This window comes from Flavonifractor hominis (genome assembly GCF_040095835.1).
Taxonomy (GTDB): Bacteria; Bacillota; Clostridia; order Oscillospirales; family Oscillospiraceae; genus Flavonifractor; species Flavonifractor hominis.
The window spans coordinates 273,283-291,610 of record NZ_JBBMFT010000002.1 but is presented as its reverse complement, the minus strand read 5'-3'; the positions used below and the strand labels follow the sequence as shown (position 1 = coordinate 291,610).

The window sequence follows — 18,328 nt, the reverse complement described above, 5'->3', positions numbered from 1 at the left end:
AAGCCAAAACAGCGGTTATATTTGAAAAAACGGCCTGTAAAAGGCTGGATGAGGACCGCATTGCTTGTGGAGAATGAAAAGATAGCGGAAGCTTTTCATAAAAAACTACCGCAAGGAACGATTACCGATCCACCATAGGTTTGGCATAACTATAGCATATATTGACTATATGGTCAATATATGCTTAAAATACGCGCCCAGGAGCGCAGTTGCTCCTGGGCGCGCAGAAATCAGGCGGGACACTGCCGGCCGGTGTGATCAATCGTGTAGTCCTGATTGTAGGTGCCGGGCAAAATGATCTGGGAGATGGGAACGAAGGTATACCCTTGTTGGAGCAGACACTCAATGATGCCAGGCAGAGCCTCAGGGGTATGGAGGGCGGCGTTGTGAAAGAGCACAATAGAGCCTGGCTGGACCTTGCCGGTTACCCGGCTGGTGATCTCCCCGGCGGAGAGGTCTTTCCAATCCAGACTGTCCACGTCCCACTGAATGGGTTCCATGCCGGTGGAGCGGATGGCGGTGATGACGTGGTCGTCATATTCTCCGTAGGGTGGGCGAATAAGGGTGGGGCGGACACCGGTGACAGCCTCGATCTTATCGTTGCAGGCCTCCACGTCGGCCACGATTTCCTCCGTGGAGAGCTGGGAGAAATGGGCGTGGGTGTTGGAGTGATTCATCACCTCATGTCCAGCATCGGCCAGGGCCTTGACCGAGTCGGGGTATTTGTCCACCCAGTCGCCCACCACAAAGAACGTGGCCTTCACGTTATATTGCCCCAGAATGTCGATGAGCTGCTGGGTGTCTTCGTTCCCCCAGGGGAATGGGAGATTGCGGCAGAGACATATTCCTGTGATACAGCACATAGGATACGCCGAAAGCATGCACAGGAAAAGGAGGATATGTACATGGAATCCAGAGCAGTGCAGGGTGGTTGGATGGTCATCCGACTCTTCGTTGGGGACCGGTCCCCTGAGGCCCTGCTCCGGGCGCTCATTCAGGCACACAAGAGGTAAGAAATTTGCACAGCAGAAGGGGGGACGGGGCATTGCAGCAATGGAATACGGCGGGCTATCTGCGTCTGTCCAGAGAGGACGGGGACAAGGCGGAGAGCGACAGCATTGCCAACCAGCGCAAGCTGCTGGAGCAGTATATAGAGACGCATCCCGAGCTGCACCTGGTGGACTTCTATCAGGACGACGGCTATACCGGCACCCATTTTGACCGCCCCGCCTTTCACCGTATGGAAGCGGACATTAACAAGGGAAAGATCAACTGTGTGCTGGTAAAAGACCTCTCCCGCTTTGGCCGGGACTACATCGAGATGGGGCGCTATCTGGAGCGGGTGTTTCCCGAGCGGGGAGTGCGGTTCATCGCCATCAATGACCATGTGGACAGCCAGCAGGGGCGGTATGATATGCTCCTGCCCATGAAAAACATCTTCAACACCCAATACGCCCGGGACATCTCGGACAAAGTGCGCTCGGCCATCCACACCAAACAGCAGCGGGGGGAGTTTGTGGGGGCCTTTGCCAGCTACGGTTACCGTAAGGACCCGTCTGATCACAACCATCTACTCATCGACCCGCCGGCGGCCCGGGTGGTGCAGCGTATTTTTGACCTGTTTGAGCAGGGATGTGGAAAAATCAAAATCGCCAAGCAGCTCAATGGGGAGGGATTGCCCAGCCCCAGCGAGTATAAACGGCTCTCCGGCCAGCGGTACCGAAACGGGCAGGCGGCCTTTCAAACGACCCATTGGACCTACTCCACCATCCACCGCATCCTGCAAAACCGGATGTATGCCGGCGATATGGAGCAGGGCCGGGCGCTGCGCAGCGGTATGCACGGCAAGGCAAAGCAGAAGGCCCGCTCGGAGTGGACCGTGGTGCCGGGTACCCATGAAGCCATCATTGGCCGGGAACAGTGGGAGCGGGTACAAGCCCTTTTGGAAAAACGGACGCGGCAGCTGAACTTTGAGGCAAACCAGAGCCCGTTTGCCGGCTTTCTCCGCTGCGGGGACTGCGGACGGGCTATGGTAAAGACCAGAAGCGCCGGGGGGATCTGGTACAGCTGTGGGTCTTATCAGCGCTATGGACCGACCGCATGCAGCAAACACCGCATTTCCCATGCCGTACTGGAACAGATCGTACTGGATGACCTGAACCGGTTCCTTTCGGCTGTGGAAGATGCGGAGCAGTTGGCCGGGGAAGCGGACTGCCGCGCCAAATGGCGGCCGCAGGCGGAGCAAGAGCGGCTGAAGGCAAGCCTGGAGCGGATCTGCGGGCATAAAAAGGCTGCCTATGAGGACTATCGGGACGGGCTGCTCAGCCGGGCGGACTATCTGCGCTACCGCTCCGATTACGAGCGCCAGGAGCGGGAGCTGACAGCACAGCTCCGGCTGCTGGACCGGGCAGAGGGGGAGCCGACCCGAAACCCTTGGGTGGAGCGCCTGCTCCGGAATGGGAAGCTGACCGAGCTGGACCGTACCACCGTGGCGGAGACCATCCGACAGATCCGGATCTTTGGGGATGGCCGCGTTGAGATCACCTATGCCTTTTCCAACGAAGGGGAGTGGCTGGCGCCATAGGCATGCAAAACCGGGTACCGCGCATGCGGTACCCGGTTTTGCACATGATTCAGACAATACCCAGCCGGGCAAAGGCCCGGTCGAAGGGGGGATAAGCGATGCCCTTTTCGGTAATGATGCCGGTGATCAGGCTGTGGTCGGTCACATCGAAAGCGGGGTTGTCCACCTTGACGCCCTCCGGAGCCATGGGTTTGGCGTACCACATATGGGTGACCTCCTCCGCCGGACGCTCCTCGATGACGATGTGCTCCCCGCTGGGAATGGACAGATCGATGGTGGAGGAGGGGGCGCAGACGTAGAAGGGGATGCCATAGTACCGCGCCAGAATGGCCACGCCGCTGGTGCCGATCTTGTTGGCAAAGTCGCCGTTGGCGGCTACCCGGTCGCAGCCCACAAAGACGATGTTGATCTTGCCCCGTTTCATGGTGATGGAGGCCATGTTGTCACAGATGAGGGTGGTGTCCACTCCGGCGGTCTGCATTTCAAAGGCGCTCAGCCGCGCACCCTGGAGCAGGGGACGGGTCTCGTCACAAAACACCCGCAGATCGTCCCAGCCGTGTTCCAGAGCAATGTATATGGGAGCCAGGGCGGTGCCGTACTTGGCGGTGGCCAGGGTGCCTGCGTTGCAGTGGGTCAGAATGCCATCCCCGTGGCGCAGCAGGCTGAAACCATATTCGCCAATGCTGCGGCTGATGGCGATGTCCTCGGCGCGGATGGCGTCGGCTTCCTGGCACAGGCGGCGCTTCATCTCCTCCACGCTCAGGGTATCCCGCTCGGCGTCCAGCACCCGCTCCATCCGGTTCAAGGCCCAGGAGAGGTTGACGGCCGTGGGGCGGGCTGAGTTGAGGTAGGCCTTTTTCTCGCGAAAGACCGCACAGAACCGGTCCATGTCGGTCTCCTCCAGACCGGCCACGGCCAGGTAGATCCCATAGGCAGCGGCTACGCCGATGGCCGGCGCCCCCCGCACCCGCAGGGAATAGATGGCCTCCCGGATATCCTCAGTGCGGGACAGGTGCAGGTAGCGGATCTCACCGGGCAGCAGGGTCTGATCCAGGATGACCAGCTCTTGCTTATTCTCAGCCAGTACGACAGTGTCCAGGCTCAATGCGTTCATGGCAGGGTGCTCCTTTCAAGTCAATGTAGACATATTACTTCAAGGGTAGCATGCTTTGCTCCGGATTGCAAGCAGCCCTGTTCCGGGGGTACTGTTTTGTTCTGGAAAAAAAGGTAAAACTTAATGAGAATTCAATGGAGATATCCGATGCAGCATGCTATAGTGGACTTGGAAAAGAGAAAGGTTGTATTGCGCTGTACGATGGAAAGGGCGATGGATGTACATGAAATTGTGGAAAAAGCTGGTTGGCGTTTTGGTCTGCTGCCTGAGCCTTCTCCCCGTCCATGGCTGTAGGGTCTATATCCCAGATTGGAATAAGCAGGAAAATAAACGCCTGGAAGCACTGCTGGAGGCGATCCAGGAAGAGGACCGGGAGGGGCTGAAGGCTCAGTTCTCGCCCCGGGCTGTTGAGGAGGCGGAAAACTTTGATGCCGGGATGGACTACCTATTTTCTATGTTTCAGGGAACAGTTCAGTCCTGGAAAGGTTCCAGCGGGAGAACGATAATGGAAAGCATAGAACCAAAGGGACGGTCTGTTCTGATGAAGTCGTGGTACACTGTTGTCACAGACCAAAATACTTATAAATTCCTTATGATAGATTATCCGCTGGAAACACTGGAGCCGGACCGGGAAGGGCTGTACACACTACGTGTGATGCGGGAGGAAGACGAGGAGACGCAACGTACCCGGTATTGGACGGATATGATGCTGCCCGGTATTTACCAGCCGGAGCAGGAGGAGTGAAGCGGGTGACCGCGATTGTCTGCCGTGGGTCGGGAAAATGAGGCGGTCCCCGGAGCGGTTGCGCTCCGGGGACCGCTTTCTATCATCACCCCAGGCCGCGTCAAAGGAGATGGCGACCATTTTTTGATCCCGCTGTACACAGTAGATGGGCAGCTGCCGCTGGGTGGCTGCGGCGCTGACAGCGGCGGGATACTGTACAGCGGTGAACATGGCGGTGGCGGCCAGCAGACAGGCCAGCACGGCCAGGGTCCTGCGGCGGAAGAGAAGCAGTTTCATAGCGGTACCTCCTCGATTCAGTTGGTACAGCGTATGACATCCGCCGGGTGTTCAGAAGAGCGGTCATGCTTTACAGCAGCTGAAATTCCAGTACCTCCTGCTGCCAGACACGCTCGCTCTCATCCAGGCCGCGGCCGTCCACCATCAGCTCGCCGCACTGGTTGTCATAGGGGTCCTGCCGCCAGCCGGACATGGGCGGGGCAAGGGGAGCCTGGAAGGCGGAGTTGGCCACCATGCGCCAGGGGTCCAGGTTGCCGAAGTAGTGACTGCGCCGCTCCGGCTCGCCGCAGCGGCGGGCGGAGGAACCAAAGGAGCAGTCGGCCCACAGCCAGCCATGGGGTGCGATGTAAAACATGGCCCAATCGTGAGGCCCCACGTGGTCGGGACGGACGGCCAGGCCGCTCTGCCACCGGGCGGGAATGCCGGCGATGCGGCACAGCGTGATGAACAGCAGGGCGAACACGCCGCAATCACCCCGCAGGGTCTTGGCACACTGATCGGCAATGCAGTCCAACTGGAGATAGGCCGGCTGGAAGCGGTAATCCACCTGCTCTGTCACATAGTCGTAGATGGCCCGTGCCTTTTCCGCCGGGGAGGTGCAGCCGCGCGTCAGCTCTCCGGCCAGGGCCCGCAGGTAAGGGGTAAAGACGATGTGGGGGTACTGCTCTTCCAGGTCAAAGGCGGGCTGTACCGGGTCGGCGGCAATGGACATGGGATCTGTGTAGCGGGCGTGGAACTGGTAGCGGTAGGTGACCGAGAAACCGGATACGCCGGAAGTTTTCCACCACATGGTCCGCTGCGGTGCATTTTCCGGCGCGGCCACGCCGCCGGGAGTGTGTTCCAGCAGTTCGATGTGGCTCTGCTGGGGGCAGGCGGCGGGGAGAGGCAGCCAGGCCTCCACCGCCTTTCCCTCCACGGGGACAAGGGCCTGGATGCTGGCGCGCAGGGTAATACTGGCGGTGAGACCGCCCTCCGCCCGCATGCGGGCCAGCAGGGCGTCCCGAGCGGTGTTATCCACAGGAGTGTGGACAAGTCCCGGAGCGTCTTTGGGATAGAGCCGCAGAGACTCCAGAAAGCGCCGGTGCAGATGGACTTCCCCGCCGATCATCCGCCAGTCGATCCGTCCGGCGTCCATGAGAGCCTCCAGCTGGGCCGGGGTGCAGGCGGGCCACTCGGCACGGATCTGTTCCAGACCCTGAGCCTTGGTATAGGGGTAATCATAGGGCAGCCGGGTCAGGCGCAGCCGCTCCGCCTCCAGACGGGGGGCAAGTTGAGGCTGTGCGCCGCCGGCGAGCCGGGCGTCGATGAGCCGCAGGGCTCCCTCCAGATCGCCCATGGCTTTCCGGCGGGCAATGTCGTCGGGCAGGGCGTCGTACAGGTGCAGGAACGCATCGTTTTTTGACATGGATCGGACCTCCCTTGCAAACTTGACTTTAGCATAGCACAAAGGAGCCCCCCTGCCAAGCGCCCGCCTTTTTCCGTGTTGCTTTTTCAGAGGAGAGCCGTTATAATCTACTGTAGTTATATAGTTGTTATGGAAACCAAGACGATGGAGGTACGAGTATGAAAGCAAAGCGATTGGCAGCGCTGGCGCTGACCGTTCTGATGATGCTCTCCCTGCTGACGCTTCCGGCGGCAGCCGTCAGTTTTACGGATATGACGGACCACTGGGCCAAGGAGGATGTGGAGTACCTGGCCACCCAGGGGATTGTCAAAGGTACCAGCAGCACCACGTTTTCCCCGGACCGCAAGATGACTGCCTGTGAGGCTCTGCTCTTCTGCTCCAGAGCCACCGGCGTTTCCGCCACGGACAAGGCCAAGATCGCGGAGGACTGGGCGGAGGAATTAAAGACTCTGCTGCCGGAAGAGATGTATTCCTGGGCTGCCGAGGAGATGGCGGTCTGTCTGGAAACGGGCATCCTCTCCAGAACCGAGCTGAAGGCCATGGCCGACTCCGGCAGTCTGGCCAAGGCCATTACCCGTGAGACCCTGTCCATGTATCTGGTGCGGGCCATGCAGCTGGAACCGCTGGCCCGGGGGCTGAGCAGCTATTCCATGAATTTTGAGGATGCTTCGTCCATTTCTCAGGCGCTGCAGCCCTATGTGTACCTGCTGAACATGTACGGTATCGTCCAGGGCAACCAGAGCAACCAGTTTATGCCCCAGGGTTCCCTGACCCGGGCGGAGATGGCCACCATGCTGCGCCGGGCCATTGACTTTATGGATGACCGGGGCATCTACGCCGAGCTGCCTGCGTACACCACATATGACTGGGTGGGCGGTACCATTGCCGCCGTGTCGGCAGGGACCAACGGGGTCACCCTGCTCACGCTGGAGAGCAACCTCTCCGGTACCCGCAGCGTCTCCCTGCCTGCCACTGTGGCGGTGTATGAAAACAACATGCTCTCCACTACCTCTGCACTGAAGGTGGGCCAGTATGCCCGGGTGAATCTGAACAGCAGTGGTACGGCTGAGTCTGTGCGCCTGGGTGGTGTGCTGACTACCTATAACGGCACTCCCACCAGCGTCACGGCTGACAACATTACCCTGAGCGTAGAGGGCTCCGTAAAGAGCCTGGATATCGACCGCTTTACTGAGGTCCAGGTAGGTAAAACAGTAGGCGGGCCCGAGCTCATTGATCCCCAGTCGGGCTACACCAGCGCGGTGTGCCAGGTGGACAGCCAGGGACATCTGAGTACTCTGCAGCTCTCCGGCGGGACCAGGGCCGCCGGCGGGATTCTGACGGCGGTGGAGAGCACCTCCGGCGGGCAGAGCCTGCAGGTCTGTGCCTTTAACGGAGAAACGCAGCGCTATACCCTGCCCACGGGGGCTGGAGTTACCATCAATGGTGTGGCCGGCACCCTTACGTCCAGCAACGTGGGGGACTATGTGAGTCTGCGGGTCTCCAACGAGAGCACCGGTCAGCTGGCCAGCATTGCGGTGGATACCGTCACCCAGTATGTGCAGGGCTCGGTGAAGAGCTTTACCTATTCCCGCACGGTCAATGAGATCACACTGAGCGATCTGGCCACCGGCAAGAGCACCACCTACGATATCGATCCCAATGCCGTCATACGCTATAACGGTCAGAACATTGTTCTGGAGAAGCTGGAGAAGAATGCCTTTGTTACCCTGCAGATCTCCAGCGGCAAGGCGGTACTGGTGGATTCCTACCCCAGCTCCACCACCACGGAAGGGGTCATCGACTCCATTACTTACGGTACGCCTACCATCCTGGCTGTGCGTACCGCCGGGGACAGCGTGGTCACGTTTGAACTGGATCTGACCGCCCTGCCCACGATTTACCGCAACGGAAAGGCCAGTTCCATCGATCAGCTCCGCAGCGGTGACCAGGTGGTGGTGACCGTACGCTACAATACGGTCACCACACTGGAGACCACGCCCCAGAGTGCCAACGTCACTGGCACGATCACCCGTGTGGTGCAGGATACCTCGGGTATCACCATCGATGTGACCTTGACCGACGGCACCAGCGCCTCCTATTCCGTGGCCGACGGAGTATCGGTCACCCAGGACGGCACGGCCGTTTCCCTCTACAACCTCAAGCCCAACGATCAGGTGGCCATGGTAGTCAGCGGGGAGAGTGTGGTATCCATTGAAGTGACGCAGGGTACCTCTACCGGTTCCCAGCTCACTGGTACCGTCCTGGTAGCCAACAACAACGACAAGACTCTGATGCTCCAGCTGGAAAACGGCACCGTACTTACCGCCGACGTGTCGGGCGCCCAGTTCATCGGCGCCGACGGCAGCAGCGTCTACCTCAGCAAGCTGGTTGCCGGTGACCGGGTGCAGCTCTTTGGCAGCTACAGCGGCGCCAAGTTCGTGGCCACCCTGGTGTTGAAACTTTAAATCTGAAACGGTACGGGGCCCGGACCAAATAGTCCGGGCCCCGCCTGCGTCATAGGACAGCCATCAGATGCTGAGGCGGTACCCCCATGAGCAGCAGGGTGCCTGCCGCTGCCAGGACAGGCAGGGGAGCGCCGCCCTGGGGAAAGGGGAGGATCAGTTCCTGCTGCTCCAGCACCGTGCCGTCCAAAGTGACCAGCTCCCGCTGCAGAGCCAGACTGATGTGCCCGCCCTCCAGACTGGAGAAGGTGAGGCTGTCCCGGGGGGAGGTTCCATAGCTGACCGTCTGAGCACAGCGCAGAGCCCGGGCCAGAGGGCCCGCTGTTCCGGGCAGCAGCACTGTCCGGCAGTGCACCGCTCCCGCTCCCGCCCAGCCCGATGAGCCGGGGGAGACGCACAACAGGTCAAGGGGGGCGGCGGCAAACTCTGCGGGATGGCTTCCACAATACAATTGTGCTGCGGCCGTCCCCATACCGGCGCGCACTGCCGCACAGATCCCCTCGTTTCGCTCCCAGATACCAACACGCATGGACACACACCGTCCCTTCTCCTTCAGTTTGGCGCAAACACCATGATTTATGCGTCAAACCCGTACGCCCCTTGACTTTTGAGGGATATGTGAATAAAATAAAACGAACCCCATGTTTATTTTGAAAAAAGGATTGAGATAGAGTATGGCACAGGACAAAAAGCAGGTGGAGCAGATCACCGATATGGAGGTGGACTTTGCCAAGTGGTTCACCGACGTGTGCAAGAAGGCGGAGCTCATCGACTACTCCTCCATCAAGGGCATGTTTATCCTCCGTCCCTATGGCTATGCCATTTGGGAGAATTTCCAGAAGATTCTGGACGAGAAGTTCAAAGAGACCGGGCATGAGAACGTGTATCTGCCCATGCTGATCCCCGAGAGCCTGCTGCAGAAGGAAAAGGACCACGTGGAGGGCTTTGCCCCCGAGTGTGCCTGGGTGACCATGGGCGGCAGCGAGAAGCTGGAGGAGCGCTACTGCATCCGCCCCACCTCTGAGACCCTATTCTGTGAGCATTACGCCAACATCATCCACTCCCACCGGGACCTGCCCAAGCTGTACAACCAGTGGTGCTCTGTGCTGCGCTGGGAGAAGACCTCCCGCCCCTTCCTGCGCCACCGGGAATTCCTGTGGCAGGAGGGCCACACCATGCACGCCACCGCCGAGGAGGCCATTGCTGAGACCGAGCAGATGTTCAACATCTATGCCGATTTCTGTGAGAACTACCTGGCCATGCCTGTGGTAAAGGGCCGCAAGACCGACAAGGAGAAGTTCTCCGGCGCCGAGGCCACCTACACCGTGGAGTGCATGATGCACGACAAGAAGGCCCTCCAGGCCGGAACCAGTCACTACTTTGGCGACGGCTTTGCCCGTGCCTTTGACATCACCTTTGCGGGCAAGGACAATCAGCCCCACCATCCCTTCCAGACCTCCTGGGGCGTGTCCACCCGGCTCATCGGCGGCGTCATCATGACCCACGGCGACAACAACGGTCTGGTGCTGCCCCCCCGCATTGCCCCCACTCAGGTCATCATCATCCCTGTGGCCCAGCATAAGCCGGGCGTCATCGAGGCCAACGAGGCCGTCATGGCCCGCCTGAAGGCCGCCGGCATCCGGGTGAAGATGGACGTGTCCGACCAGTCCGCCGGCTGGAAGTTTGCCGAGTACGAGATGAAGGGCGTGCCTCTGCGTCTGGAGATGGGCCCCAAGGATATGGAGAAAAACCAGTGCGTTCTGGTCCGCCGGGACAATGGGGAGAAGAGCTTTGTCTCCCTGGACGATATTGAGCAGACGGTCCAGACCATGCTGGATGCAGTGCAGCAGGGCTTGTTTGACAAGGCCAAGCGCAACCTGGAGGAGAACACCTACGCCTGCGCTACCATGGAGGAGGTCAAGGAAAAGATGGCCGCTCGGGGCGGCTTTGCCAAGACCATGTGGTGCGGCGACGAGGCCTGTGAGCTGAAAATGAAGGAAGTGGCTGGAGTTTCTTCCCGCTGCATTCCTCTGGAGCAGGAACACCTGGGCGATACCTGTGCCTGCTGCGGCAAGCCGGCCAAGCACATGGTATATTGGGGCGTAGCCTATTGATCCCACAGAAAGGGACCCATCCGGGTCCCTTTTTGGGAGATAATGGTTAGTTGGAACTAATTACAAGAGAGGAAGTGAACACAATGTATCCCATTTTATGGGCGGCGGCCGGCACGGGGTTTACCTTTGCCATGACCACGCTGGGCGCTGCTATGGTTTTTTTCTTTCGCAAACAGTTGCAGCCCTCTGTTCAGCGTATTTTTCTGGGGTTTGCTGCGGGGGTCATGATCGCCGCATCGGTATGGAGTCTGCTTATCCCCGCCATTGAGGAGGCAGAGGCGGCGGGCTTGCCTGGCTGGCTGCCGGCGGTGGGCGGTTTTGCCTTGGGCGTTGGCTTTTTGATGCTGATGGATGTACTGCTGCCCCATTTGCACCAGGATGCGGCACAGCCTGAGGGGCTGCCCTCTTCCTGGCGGCGGACCACCCTGCTGGTGCTGGCGGTGACCCTCCACAATATCCCAGAAGGGATGGCAGTTGGACTCTCCTTTGCCCTGGCAGTCCAGCACGGGGGAGAAGGAGCAGCCTTGTCAGCGGCGGCAGCTCTGGCGTTGGGGATTGGTATTCAGAATTTTCCGGAAGGAGCGGCTATTTCCCTGCCGCTGAGGCAGGAGGGACTATCTGCCGGACGGGCGTTTGTATATGGCAGTCTGTCTGGCGTTGTGGAGCCGGTGTTTGGTGTGCTGGTGGTGCTGGTGGCCGGAGGGATTGCCCCGCTTATGCCGTGGCTGCTCTCTTTTGCGGCGGGGGCTATGCTCTATGTAGTCGTGGAAGAGCTGATTCCCGAGGCCCACCTGGGAGAGCACTCCAATACCGGCACCTTGGGCGTCATGGCGGGGTTTCTCATCATGATGGTGCTGGATGTAGCCCTGGGCTGACAGGGATGCTTTGTGAAAATTTCCGGTTGCAATTCCCAAGTACAGGGGGTATAATGACAGCAACCTGTTAAAGTGAGGAAGTAACCATGGCGTATCAGACCCTCACAACTGCATCCTTCCTGTTTTCCTATGGCTGGGCTCGATTTACGGGCGCCGGCTTTTTTGGCATGGAACGCAGCGTGGGATGAAATGAATGGGATGGGGTCCGGATCAAAGTGGGCCCCACGATACCGGCATATGTTGCGGGCGCTCATTGATTTCATCAATGGGCGCCCTTTTTGTATGTTTAGAAAGGATGTTGAACTATGGTAGTTGTTATGAAGCCCGGCACCCGGCAGGAGGATATCGATGCACTGGTGGGCAGCCTGAAAAAGCTGGATCTGGATGTGGGCATTACCAATGGCGTGGGATGTACCATCCTGGGTCTGGTGGGCGATACCACCGCTGTGGATATGGACAAGATCTCCATCAATCCCCATGTGGAGCGGGTCATGCGGGTGCAGGAGCCCTATAAGAAGGCCAACCGCAAGTTCCACCCGGAAGACACGGTGGTTACGGTGGGGAACGCCAAGATCGGCGGGGGTAACTTTTCCGTCATTGCCGGGCCCTGCTCGGTGGAGAGCGAGGAGCAGATCTGCGCCGTGGCCCGGGATGTGAAGGCTTCGGGAGCCGTGATGCTGCGGGGCGGCGCCTTTAAGCCTCGTACTTCCCCCTATTCCTTCCAGGGCATGGGTACTCCCGGCCTGGACCTGCTGTTGGAGGCCAAGCGGGAGACCGGCCTGCCCATTGTCACCGAGATTATGGACCCCCGCATGGCCGACCTCTTCGAGCGGGAGGTGGACGTGGTGCAGGTGGGCGCCCGGAACATGCAGAACTTTGAACTGCTCAAAGAGGTGGGCAAGATGAGCAAGCCCATCCTGCTCAAGCGGGGCCTGGCCAACACCTATGAGGAGTGGATCATGTCCGCCGAGTATATCATGGCTTCCGGCAATGAGAACGTCATCCTCTGCGAGCGCGGGGTGCGTACCTTTGAGACCTATACCCGCAACACGCTGGATGTGTCCGCCATTCCCGCCGTCAAACAGATGAGCCACCTGCCCGTTATCGTGGATCCTTCCCATGCCGCGGGTATGTACTGGATGGTGGAGCCTCTGGCCCTGGCTGCGGTGGCTGCCGGCGCCGACGGCCTCATCATCGAGGTCCACAACGATCCTGCCCACGCCAAGTGCGACGGACAGCAGTCCCTCACGCCCCAGAAGTTTGACGCGCTGATGAAGAAGGTCGCGGCTATGGTTGACCTGGTGGAGAAGACGTTGGTAAAATAAAAGCAAGCGCGGAAAGGACAACGACCCATGAAAACGCTCACCGTCGCCCTGCCGGGGCGGGAATATGAAATCATCATCCAGAGGGGAGTGCTGGACCGGGCGGGAGAGGCCTGCCGGAAGGTGCTGCCCCGGGCGGAGACCCTCTTTGTGGTTACTGACTCCCATGTGGAACCCCTCTATCGGGCCAGACTGGAGGCCAGTCTAACGGCCGCGGGATTCCGTACCGCCGTGTGCACTGTCCCCGCCGGGGAGGAGGCCAAGTGCGCCGGGCAATTGGCCCGGCTGTGGGAGGCCATGATGGATGCCCGTCTCACCCGCACCGATGCGGTGGTGGCTCTGGGCGGCGGTGTAGTGGGGGATCTGGCGGGTTTTGCCGCCGCCACCATCCTGCGGGGGGTGGATTTTGTCCAGATTCCCACCACCCTCCTCTCTCAGGTGGATTCCTCGGTGGGAGGGAAGGTGGCCATTGACCTCCAACGTGGCAAGAACCTGGCGGGAGCTTTCTGGCAGCCCAAACTGGTGCTCATGGACCCGGATACCCTGGACACCCTGTCCGATGCCATCTTTGCCGACGGAATGGCGGAAGTGGTCAAGTATGGCTGCATTTTCGACAAGGACTTCTTTGCCTTCCTGGCCAAGCGGCCGACGCGGAGCCTTTTGATGGAAGAAATCGAATCCATTTTGTATACTTGCTGCAATCTAAAACGAATTGTAGTGGAAGAGGACGAGCGGGACACGGGGAAACGGATGCTGCTGAACTTCGGCCACACCCTGGGCCACGCCTACGAGCTGGCGGGGAACTACGAGAAGTGGACCCACGGCCAGGCGGTGGCTGCCGGCATGGTGAAAGCAGCCGAACTGGGCAGCACCCTGGGGGTGACCCCCGCCGGGACGGCGGAGCGCATCGCCGGGGTCCTGACGGCCCTGGGCCTGCCCACTGCCATCCCCTGCACGCCGGAGGAGTACGCGGCCGCCGTCGGCCTGGATAAAAAGGGGGCGGGGGCGGATATCTCCCTTATTCTGCTGGAACAGATCGGCCGCGCCGTGCCCCACAAGATGCCCAAGACTGCCCTGCTGGAGGAACTCAGATGAACGTGACTGCCGATATGATGCCCGCTCATTTCGACCTTACCATTACGCCGGCCCTGCTGCGTGGGACGGTGACGCCGCCTCCGTCCAAATCCCAGTCGCATCGTGTCCTGATCGCTGCGGCGCTCGGCACTCAGGTGAGCCGGATCGGGAATCTGGGCCACTCGGAGGATATTGACGCCACCAGGCGGTGTATGGCCGCTCTGAAGACGCCGGGAGAGGAGCTGCCGGAACTGGACTGCGGGGAGAGTGGATCGACCCTGCGCTTTCTCATCCCGGTGGCCTTGGCTCTGCGGGGCGGAGGACGCTTTACCGGCCGTGGACGGCTCATGCAGCGGCCCCAGGAGCCCTACTTTGCTCTGTTCCGGGAGAAAGGAATCTCCTATGAACAGAAGGACGACGTGCTGACGGTGGCAGGGACCCTTACTGCCGGAGATTATACCCTGCGGGGGGACGTGTCCTCCCAGTTTATCACCGGCCTGCTGTATGCCCTGCCTTTGCTGAATGGAGACAGCCGGATTTTGCTTACCACGGACCTGGAATCCAGAGGGTATATTGACATGACCCTGGACGCGCTGAAACAGTTCGGGATTCAGGTGGAATATGACGGAGACCGGACCTTCCGGATACCGGGGAAGCAGCACTATCAGTCCCGGGATATCACCATCGAGGCCGACTGGTCCAACGCTGCGTTTTGGTATGCCGCCGTCAGCTTGGGCTGTGATCTGGATATTCAGGGACTCAATGCTTATTCGGCTCAGGGAGATATGCGCATTGTGCCCTACTTTTTAAAACTGCAAGCAAAGGGACGGGTGGAGCTGGATGTGAGCCAGTGTCCCGACCTGGTGCCCCCTCTGGCCGCCATGGCTGCCCTGCGCAGCGGCGAGACCACAGCCATCGTCAACGCGGCCCGGCTGCGCATCAAGGAGAGCGACCGGCTGGCCGCGGTGACGGAAGTGCTGAGCGCACTGGGCGCTCAGGTGGAGGAGTTTGAGGACCACCTGGTGATCCACGGAAAGGAGCGCCTGGCCGGCGGAGTTACTGTCTCGGGGCACAACGACCACCGCATTGCCATGATGGCCGCCATTGCCGCCATCCGCTGTGACGCAGCGGTGACCATTACCGGCGCAGAGTGCGTCAAGAAGTCCTACCCGAATTTCTGGGAGGATTACCGCAGCTTGGGAGGAAATTATACATGCGACACATGATTTTCGGAGAGTCCCACGGCCCGGCTATTGGTGTGGTGCTGGAGGGAGTGCCCGCTGGGCTGGAGCTGGACCTGGAGGCTGTGCAGCGGGAGCTGGACCGGCGCAAACCGGGGCAGAGCCCCACGGCTACCGCCCGGAAGGAGGATGACCGGGTGGAGGTGCTTTCGGGTCTCTTTGAGGGGAAGACCACTGGCACGCCCCTGACCATGCTTATCCGAAACGGAGACCAGCATTCCTCCGATTACGCGTCCATCCGTTATACCCCCCGGCCCAGCCACGGGGATTACGCCGGGTTCATCAAGAGCCAGGGATGCCAGGACTACCGGGGCGGCGGACATTTCTCCGGCCGGCTTACCGCCCCGCTGGTGGCCGCCGGAGCGGTGGCCAAGCAGGTGCTGGAGCGGCGGGGCATCCGCATCGGGGCCCACATCAGCTCCATCTACGGCATCTGTGACGCGTCCTTGGAGGACACCGGCGTGCTGGAGGAGGTAGCCCAAAAGGCGTTCCCTGTACTGGACGACGCCAAGGGGGAGGAGATGCAGCAGGCTATCCTGGAGGCCAAGGAAGAGGGGGACAGTGTGGGCGGCGCCATCGAGTGCGCCGTCACCGGTCTGCCCGCGGGGCTGGGCGCCCCCGACTTTGGCTGCAATGTGGAGGGCGTGTTCTCCCAGTACCTTTTCTCCGTTCCCGCCGTCAAGGGCGTGGACTTTGGCGCGGGGGTGGCCTTCTCCCTCATGCGGGGCAGCGAGGCCAACGACCCCTTTGAGGTACGGGACGGACAGGTGGTCACCCGCACCAACCACGCCGGGGGAATCAACGGCGGCATTACCAACGGTATGCCCGTGACCTTTGAGGTCACCATCCGCCCCACTCCCTCCATCGCCCTGCCCCAGGAGAGCGTGGATCTGCGCACCGGGGAGGAGACCGAGATTGAGATCCACGGCCGCCATGATCCCTGCATCGTCCCCCGGGCGGTGCCGGTGATCGAGGCCGCCGCCGCCCTGGCCGCCTGCGCGGTACTGGGCATCTGAGGGGGAGAGGAAAGCATGACAGAATTGGAACAATACCGGCAGGAGATCGACCGTATCGACGGGGAACTGGTGCGCCTGTTCCTGGAGCGGATGGTAGTCACCGGCAAGGTGGGGGAGTACAAGCAGCGCCAGGGCATCCCAGTGCTGGATGCCGGGCGGGAAAAGCAGGTCATCGCCGCCAAGACTGCCCTCACGGATGATCCTGCCCGGAAGGCAGACATTGCCGCCCTGTATGAGAGCATCATGGCCATCTCCCGCCGCCAGCAGCGCCACTTGGTGCGGGAAGGGGCGGAGGACCCGGGCTGGGCAGCTTTTGCCGCGGCGGCCGCTCACCGGCGGGAACCTCTGTGCGATCCACGGGTGGTCTACCAGGGGGAGCCGGGCTGCTACAGCGAAGAGGCTGCAGTGGATTTCTTCGGCCGGCAGGTAAGAAGCCGGGGGCTGCCCTGGTTTACCGATGTGTTTGCCGCTCTGGAGCGGGGGGAGGCCGACTATGCCGTGCTGCCCGTCGAAAACAGCTCCACCGGCTCCATTCGACAGGTGTACGACCTGCTGGCGCAGTATAATTATTATATGGTAGGGGAGAGCCAGGTGAAGGTGGAGCACTGCCTGATGGCTCTGCCCGGCGTGGCGCTGGAGGATATCCGCACGGTTTACTCTCACGAGCAGGGGCTCATGCAGTGTGAAAAGTACCTGGACGCCCACCGGGACTGGGAGCGGGTGCCCGTTCTGGACACTGCCGGCTCGGCCAAGCAGGTGGCTGAGACCGGGGAGCGCACCGCCGCCGCCATCGGCTCCCGCCGGGCGGCAGAGCTCTACGGCCTGCACATTCTGGCCGAGGGCATCAACTACAACGCCGAGAACCACACCCGCTTCGTGGTGGTCTCCCCGGTGATGGAGCTGCGGCCCGGCCGAAACAAGATCAGCGCTGTCTTCCGCCTGCCCCATCAGAGCGGCTCGCTGCATGAGATTCTCACCATTTTTGCGGTTCAGGGGCTCAACCTGATGAAAATCGAGTCCCGCCCCATCCCTGGGCGGGGGTTTGAGTACCTCTTCTTCCTGGACTTCACCGGCGATCTGTCTGCCCCCGGCATGGATGGAGTGCTTCATGAACTCAGCCAGCTGGCCGTGGAGTTCCGGGTGCTGGGTAACTTCAAGGGGTACGAGCCGTGAAGAACATCGTTCTCATCGGCATGATGGGCTGCGGAAAGACAACGGTGGGCCGGCGGCTGGCCAAACGGCTGGAGCGCCGGTTTGTGGACACCGACCAGTACATCGAGGCTGCCCAGGGCCGCTCCATTCCTGAGATCTTTGCTCATCAGGGCGAGGCGTATTTTCGGGACCTGGAGCGGGAGACGGCGGAGACGCTGGCCCGGGAGCGGGATCTGGTCATCGCCTGCGGCGGCGGCCTGCCCACCCGAGCGGAGGCCATCGCCGCGCTGAAGGACAGCGCCACCGTGTTCTGGCTCAACCGGGACCCGGGGGAGATCTACGACACGGTCTCCATGGCCGGGCGGCCCCTGGGCCAGGACGGCCGAGCGGCCTTTTTGGACCGCTTTACCCAGCGGGAGCCCATCTACCGGCGGTGGGCCGACTATATTATTTCCGGGACTCACACTCCCGCCCAGACGGCGGAGGCCATTTTGGAGGTGTTGCGCCATGAACTTTCTGATCATCAACGGACCGAATCTGAATCTGCTGGGCCGGCGGGAGCCGGGGATCTACGGCCAGAACAGCTATGAGAGCCTGTGCCGCCGGCTGGAGGACTTTGCGGCCGCCCACGCTTCCACGGCCCACTGCTTTCAGTCCAACCACGAGGGGGCTATTATCGACGCCATTCATGCTGCCCAGGGGAAGTATGACGCCATTGTCATGAATCCGGGAGCCTACACCCATTATTCCTATGCCATCCTGGATGCCCTGAAGGCGGTGGACGTGCCCTGCATCGAGGTGCATATCTCCAACATCCATCAGCGGGAGGAGTTCCGCCACAAAAGTGTCACCGCCCCTGCCTGCGTAGGCCAGATCTGCGGTCTGGGCCTGTATGGGTATGAGGCGGCCATGGGGTATTTTCTCTCAAAAGAAACGTAGCCCAAGAGG

At 60.8% G+C, this 18,328-nt stretch carries 17 protein-coding genes; 12 read left to right on the top strand and 5 right to left on the bottom strand.

Going from position 1 to position 18,328, the window contains the following annotated elements:
• Positions 1–230: 230 nt before the first annotated feature.
• Positions 231–863, bottom strand: a complete 633-nt coding sequence (locus tag WMO45_RS05680; RefSeq protein ID WP_349139590.1) for a polysaccharide deacetylase family protein — start codon at positions 861–863, stop codon at positions 231–233.
• Between the two features lie 182 nt (positions 864–1,045).
• On the opposite strand from WMO45_RS05680, the gene WMO45_RS05675 reads away from it, so the two are divergent.
• Positions 1,046–2,584 (top strand): recombinase family protein, encoded by a 1,539-nt coding sequence (locus WMO45_RS05675; protein WP_349139589.1) that lies wholly within the window; start codon positions 1,046–1,048, stop codon positions 2,582–2,584.
• 49 nt (positions 2,585–2,633) lie between these two features.
• Here WMO45_RS05675 and mtnA read toward each other — a convergent pair whose 3' ends face one another.
• Positions 2,634–3,698, bottom strand: coding sequence for an S-methyl-5-thioribose-1-phosphate isomerase (gene mtnA, locus WMO45_RS05670; RefSeq protein ID WP_349139588.1), 1,065 nt, complete (start codon positions 3,696–3,698; stop codon positions 2,634–2,636).
• 217 nt (positions 3,699–3,915) lie between these two features.
• On the opposite strand from mtnA, the gene WMO45_RS13675 reads away from it, so the two are divergent.
• Positions 3,916–4,443: a DUF5104 domain-containing protein gene (locus WMO45_RS13675; RefSeq protein ID WP_353963430.1), complete on the top strand. Its 528-nt coding sequence runs from the start codon at positions 3,916–3,918 to the stop codon at positions 4,441–4,443.
• On the opposite strand, the gene WMO45_RS05665 is transcribed toward WMO45_RS13675, so the two are convergent.
• Both WMO45_RS05665 and WMO45_RS05660 read right to left on the bottom strand, forming a co-directional pair.
• The gene (locus WMO45_RS05665) at positions 4,345–4,719 is read right to left on the bottom strand and encodes a hypothetical protein (RefSeq protein ID WP_349139587.1); all 375 of its coding nucleotides are present in this window, start codon (positions 4,717–4,719) and stop codon (positions 4,345–4,347) included. The two genes, WMO45_RS13675 and WMO45_RS05665, sit on opposite strands and share 99 nt — an antisense overlap.
• A gap of 70 nt (positions 4,720–4,789) precedes the next feature.
• Positions 4,790–6,124, bottom strand: a complete 1,335-nt coding sequence (locus tag WMO45_RS05660; protein ID WP_349139586.1) for a transglutaminase-like domain-containing protein — start codon at positions 6,122–6,124, stop codon at positions 4,790–4,792.
• A 158-nt stretch (positions 6,125–6,282) separates the two neighbouring features.
• Between WMO45_RS05660 and WMO45_RS05655 the strand changes: the two genes are divergently transcribed.
• Positions 6,283–8,589, top strand: a complete 2,307-nt coding sequence (locus WMO45_RS05655; RefSeq protein ID WP_349139585.1) for an S-layer homology domain-containing protein — start codon at positions 6,283–6,285, stop codon at positions 8,587–8,589.
• A 49-nt stretch (positions 8,590–8,638) separates the two neighbouring features.
• Here WMO45_RS05655 and WMO45_RS05650 read toward each other — a convergent pair whose 3' ends face one another.
• Positions 8,639–9,115: a hypothetical protein gene (locus tag WMO45_RS05650; RefSeq protein ID WP_349139639.1), complete on the bottom strand. Its 477-nt coding sequence runs from the start codon at positions 9,113–9,115 to the stop codon at positions 8,639–8,641.
• Positions 9,116–9,260: 145 nt separating this feature from the next.
• Here WMO45_RS05650 and proS point away from each other — a divergent pair, with 145 nt between their 5' ends.
• From proS to aroQ, 9 genes are all read left to right on the top strand, one after another.
• Complete coding sequence (gene proS, locus WMO45_RS05645; protein ID WP_349139584.1) at positions 9,261–10,700, top strand: proline--tRNA ligase; 1,440 nt, start codon at positions 9,261–9,263, stop codon at positions 10,698–10,700.
• Between the two features lie 83 nt (positions 10,701–10,783).
• Positions 10,784–11,575 carry a ZIP family metal transporter gene (locus WMO45_RS05640; protein WP_349139583.1) on the top strand — a complete coding sequence of 264 codons (792 nt, stop codon included), beginning with the start codon at positions 10,784–10,786 and terminating at the stop codon, positions 11,573–11,575.
• A 305-nt stretch (positions 11,576–11,880) separates the two neighbouring features.
• Positions 11,881–12,900: a 3-deoxy-7-phosphoheptulonate synthase gene (aroF, locus tag WMO45_RS05635; protein WP_349139582.1), complete on the top strand. Its 1,020-nt coding sequence runs from the start codon at positions 11,881–11,883 to the stop codon at positions 12,898–12,900.
• 27 nt (positions 12,901–12,927) lie between these two features.
• Positions 12,928–13,992 (top strand): 3-dehydroquinate synthase, encoded by a 1,065-nt coding sequence (gene aroB, locus WMO45_RS05630; RefSeq protein WP_349139581.1) that lies wholly within the window; start codon positions 12,928–12,930, stop codon positions 13,990–13,992.
• Complete coding sequence (locus WMO45_RS05625; RefSeq protein ID WP_349139580.1) at positions 13,989–15,197, top strand: 3-phosphoshikimate 1-carboxyvinyltransferase; 1,209 nt, start codon at positions 13,989–13,991, stop codon at positions 15,195–15,197. The genes aroB and WMO45_RS05625 overlap by 4 nt, the downstream gene beginning before the upstream one ends.
• Entirely contained in the window at positions 15,194–16,228 is a 1,035-nt protein-coding gene (aroC, locus tag WMO45_RS05620; RefSeq protein ID WP_349139638.1) for a chorismate synthase, read from the top strand. The genes WMO45_RS05625 and aroC overlap by 4 nt, the downstream gene beginning before the upstream one ends.
• Positions 16,229–16,243: 15 nt before the next feature.
• On the top strand, positions 16,244–17,401 hold the full coding sequence (gene pheA / locus WMO45_RS05615; RefSeq protein ID WP_349139579.1) for a prephenate dehydratase: 1,158 nt from the start codon (positions 16,244–16,246) through the stop codon (positions 17,399–17,401).
• Positions 17,398–17,970, top strand: coding sequence for a shikimate kinase (locus WMO45_RS05610; RefSeq protein WP_349139578.1), 573 nt, complete (start codon positions 17,398–17,400; stop codon positions 17,968–17,970). The genes pheA and WMO45_RS05610 overlap by 4 nt, the downstream gene beginning before the upstream one ends.
• Positions 17,888–18,319, top strand: a complete 432-nt coding sequence (gene aroQ / locus WMO45_RS05605; RefSeq protein ID WP_349139577.1) for a type II 3-dehydroquinate dehydratase — start codon at positions 17,888–17,890, stop codon at positions 18,317–18,319. Before WMO45_RS05610 ends, aroQ begins: the two co-directional genes overlap by 83 nt.
• The last annotated feature ends 9 nt before the right edge of the window (positions 18,320–18,328 follow it).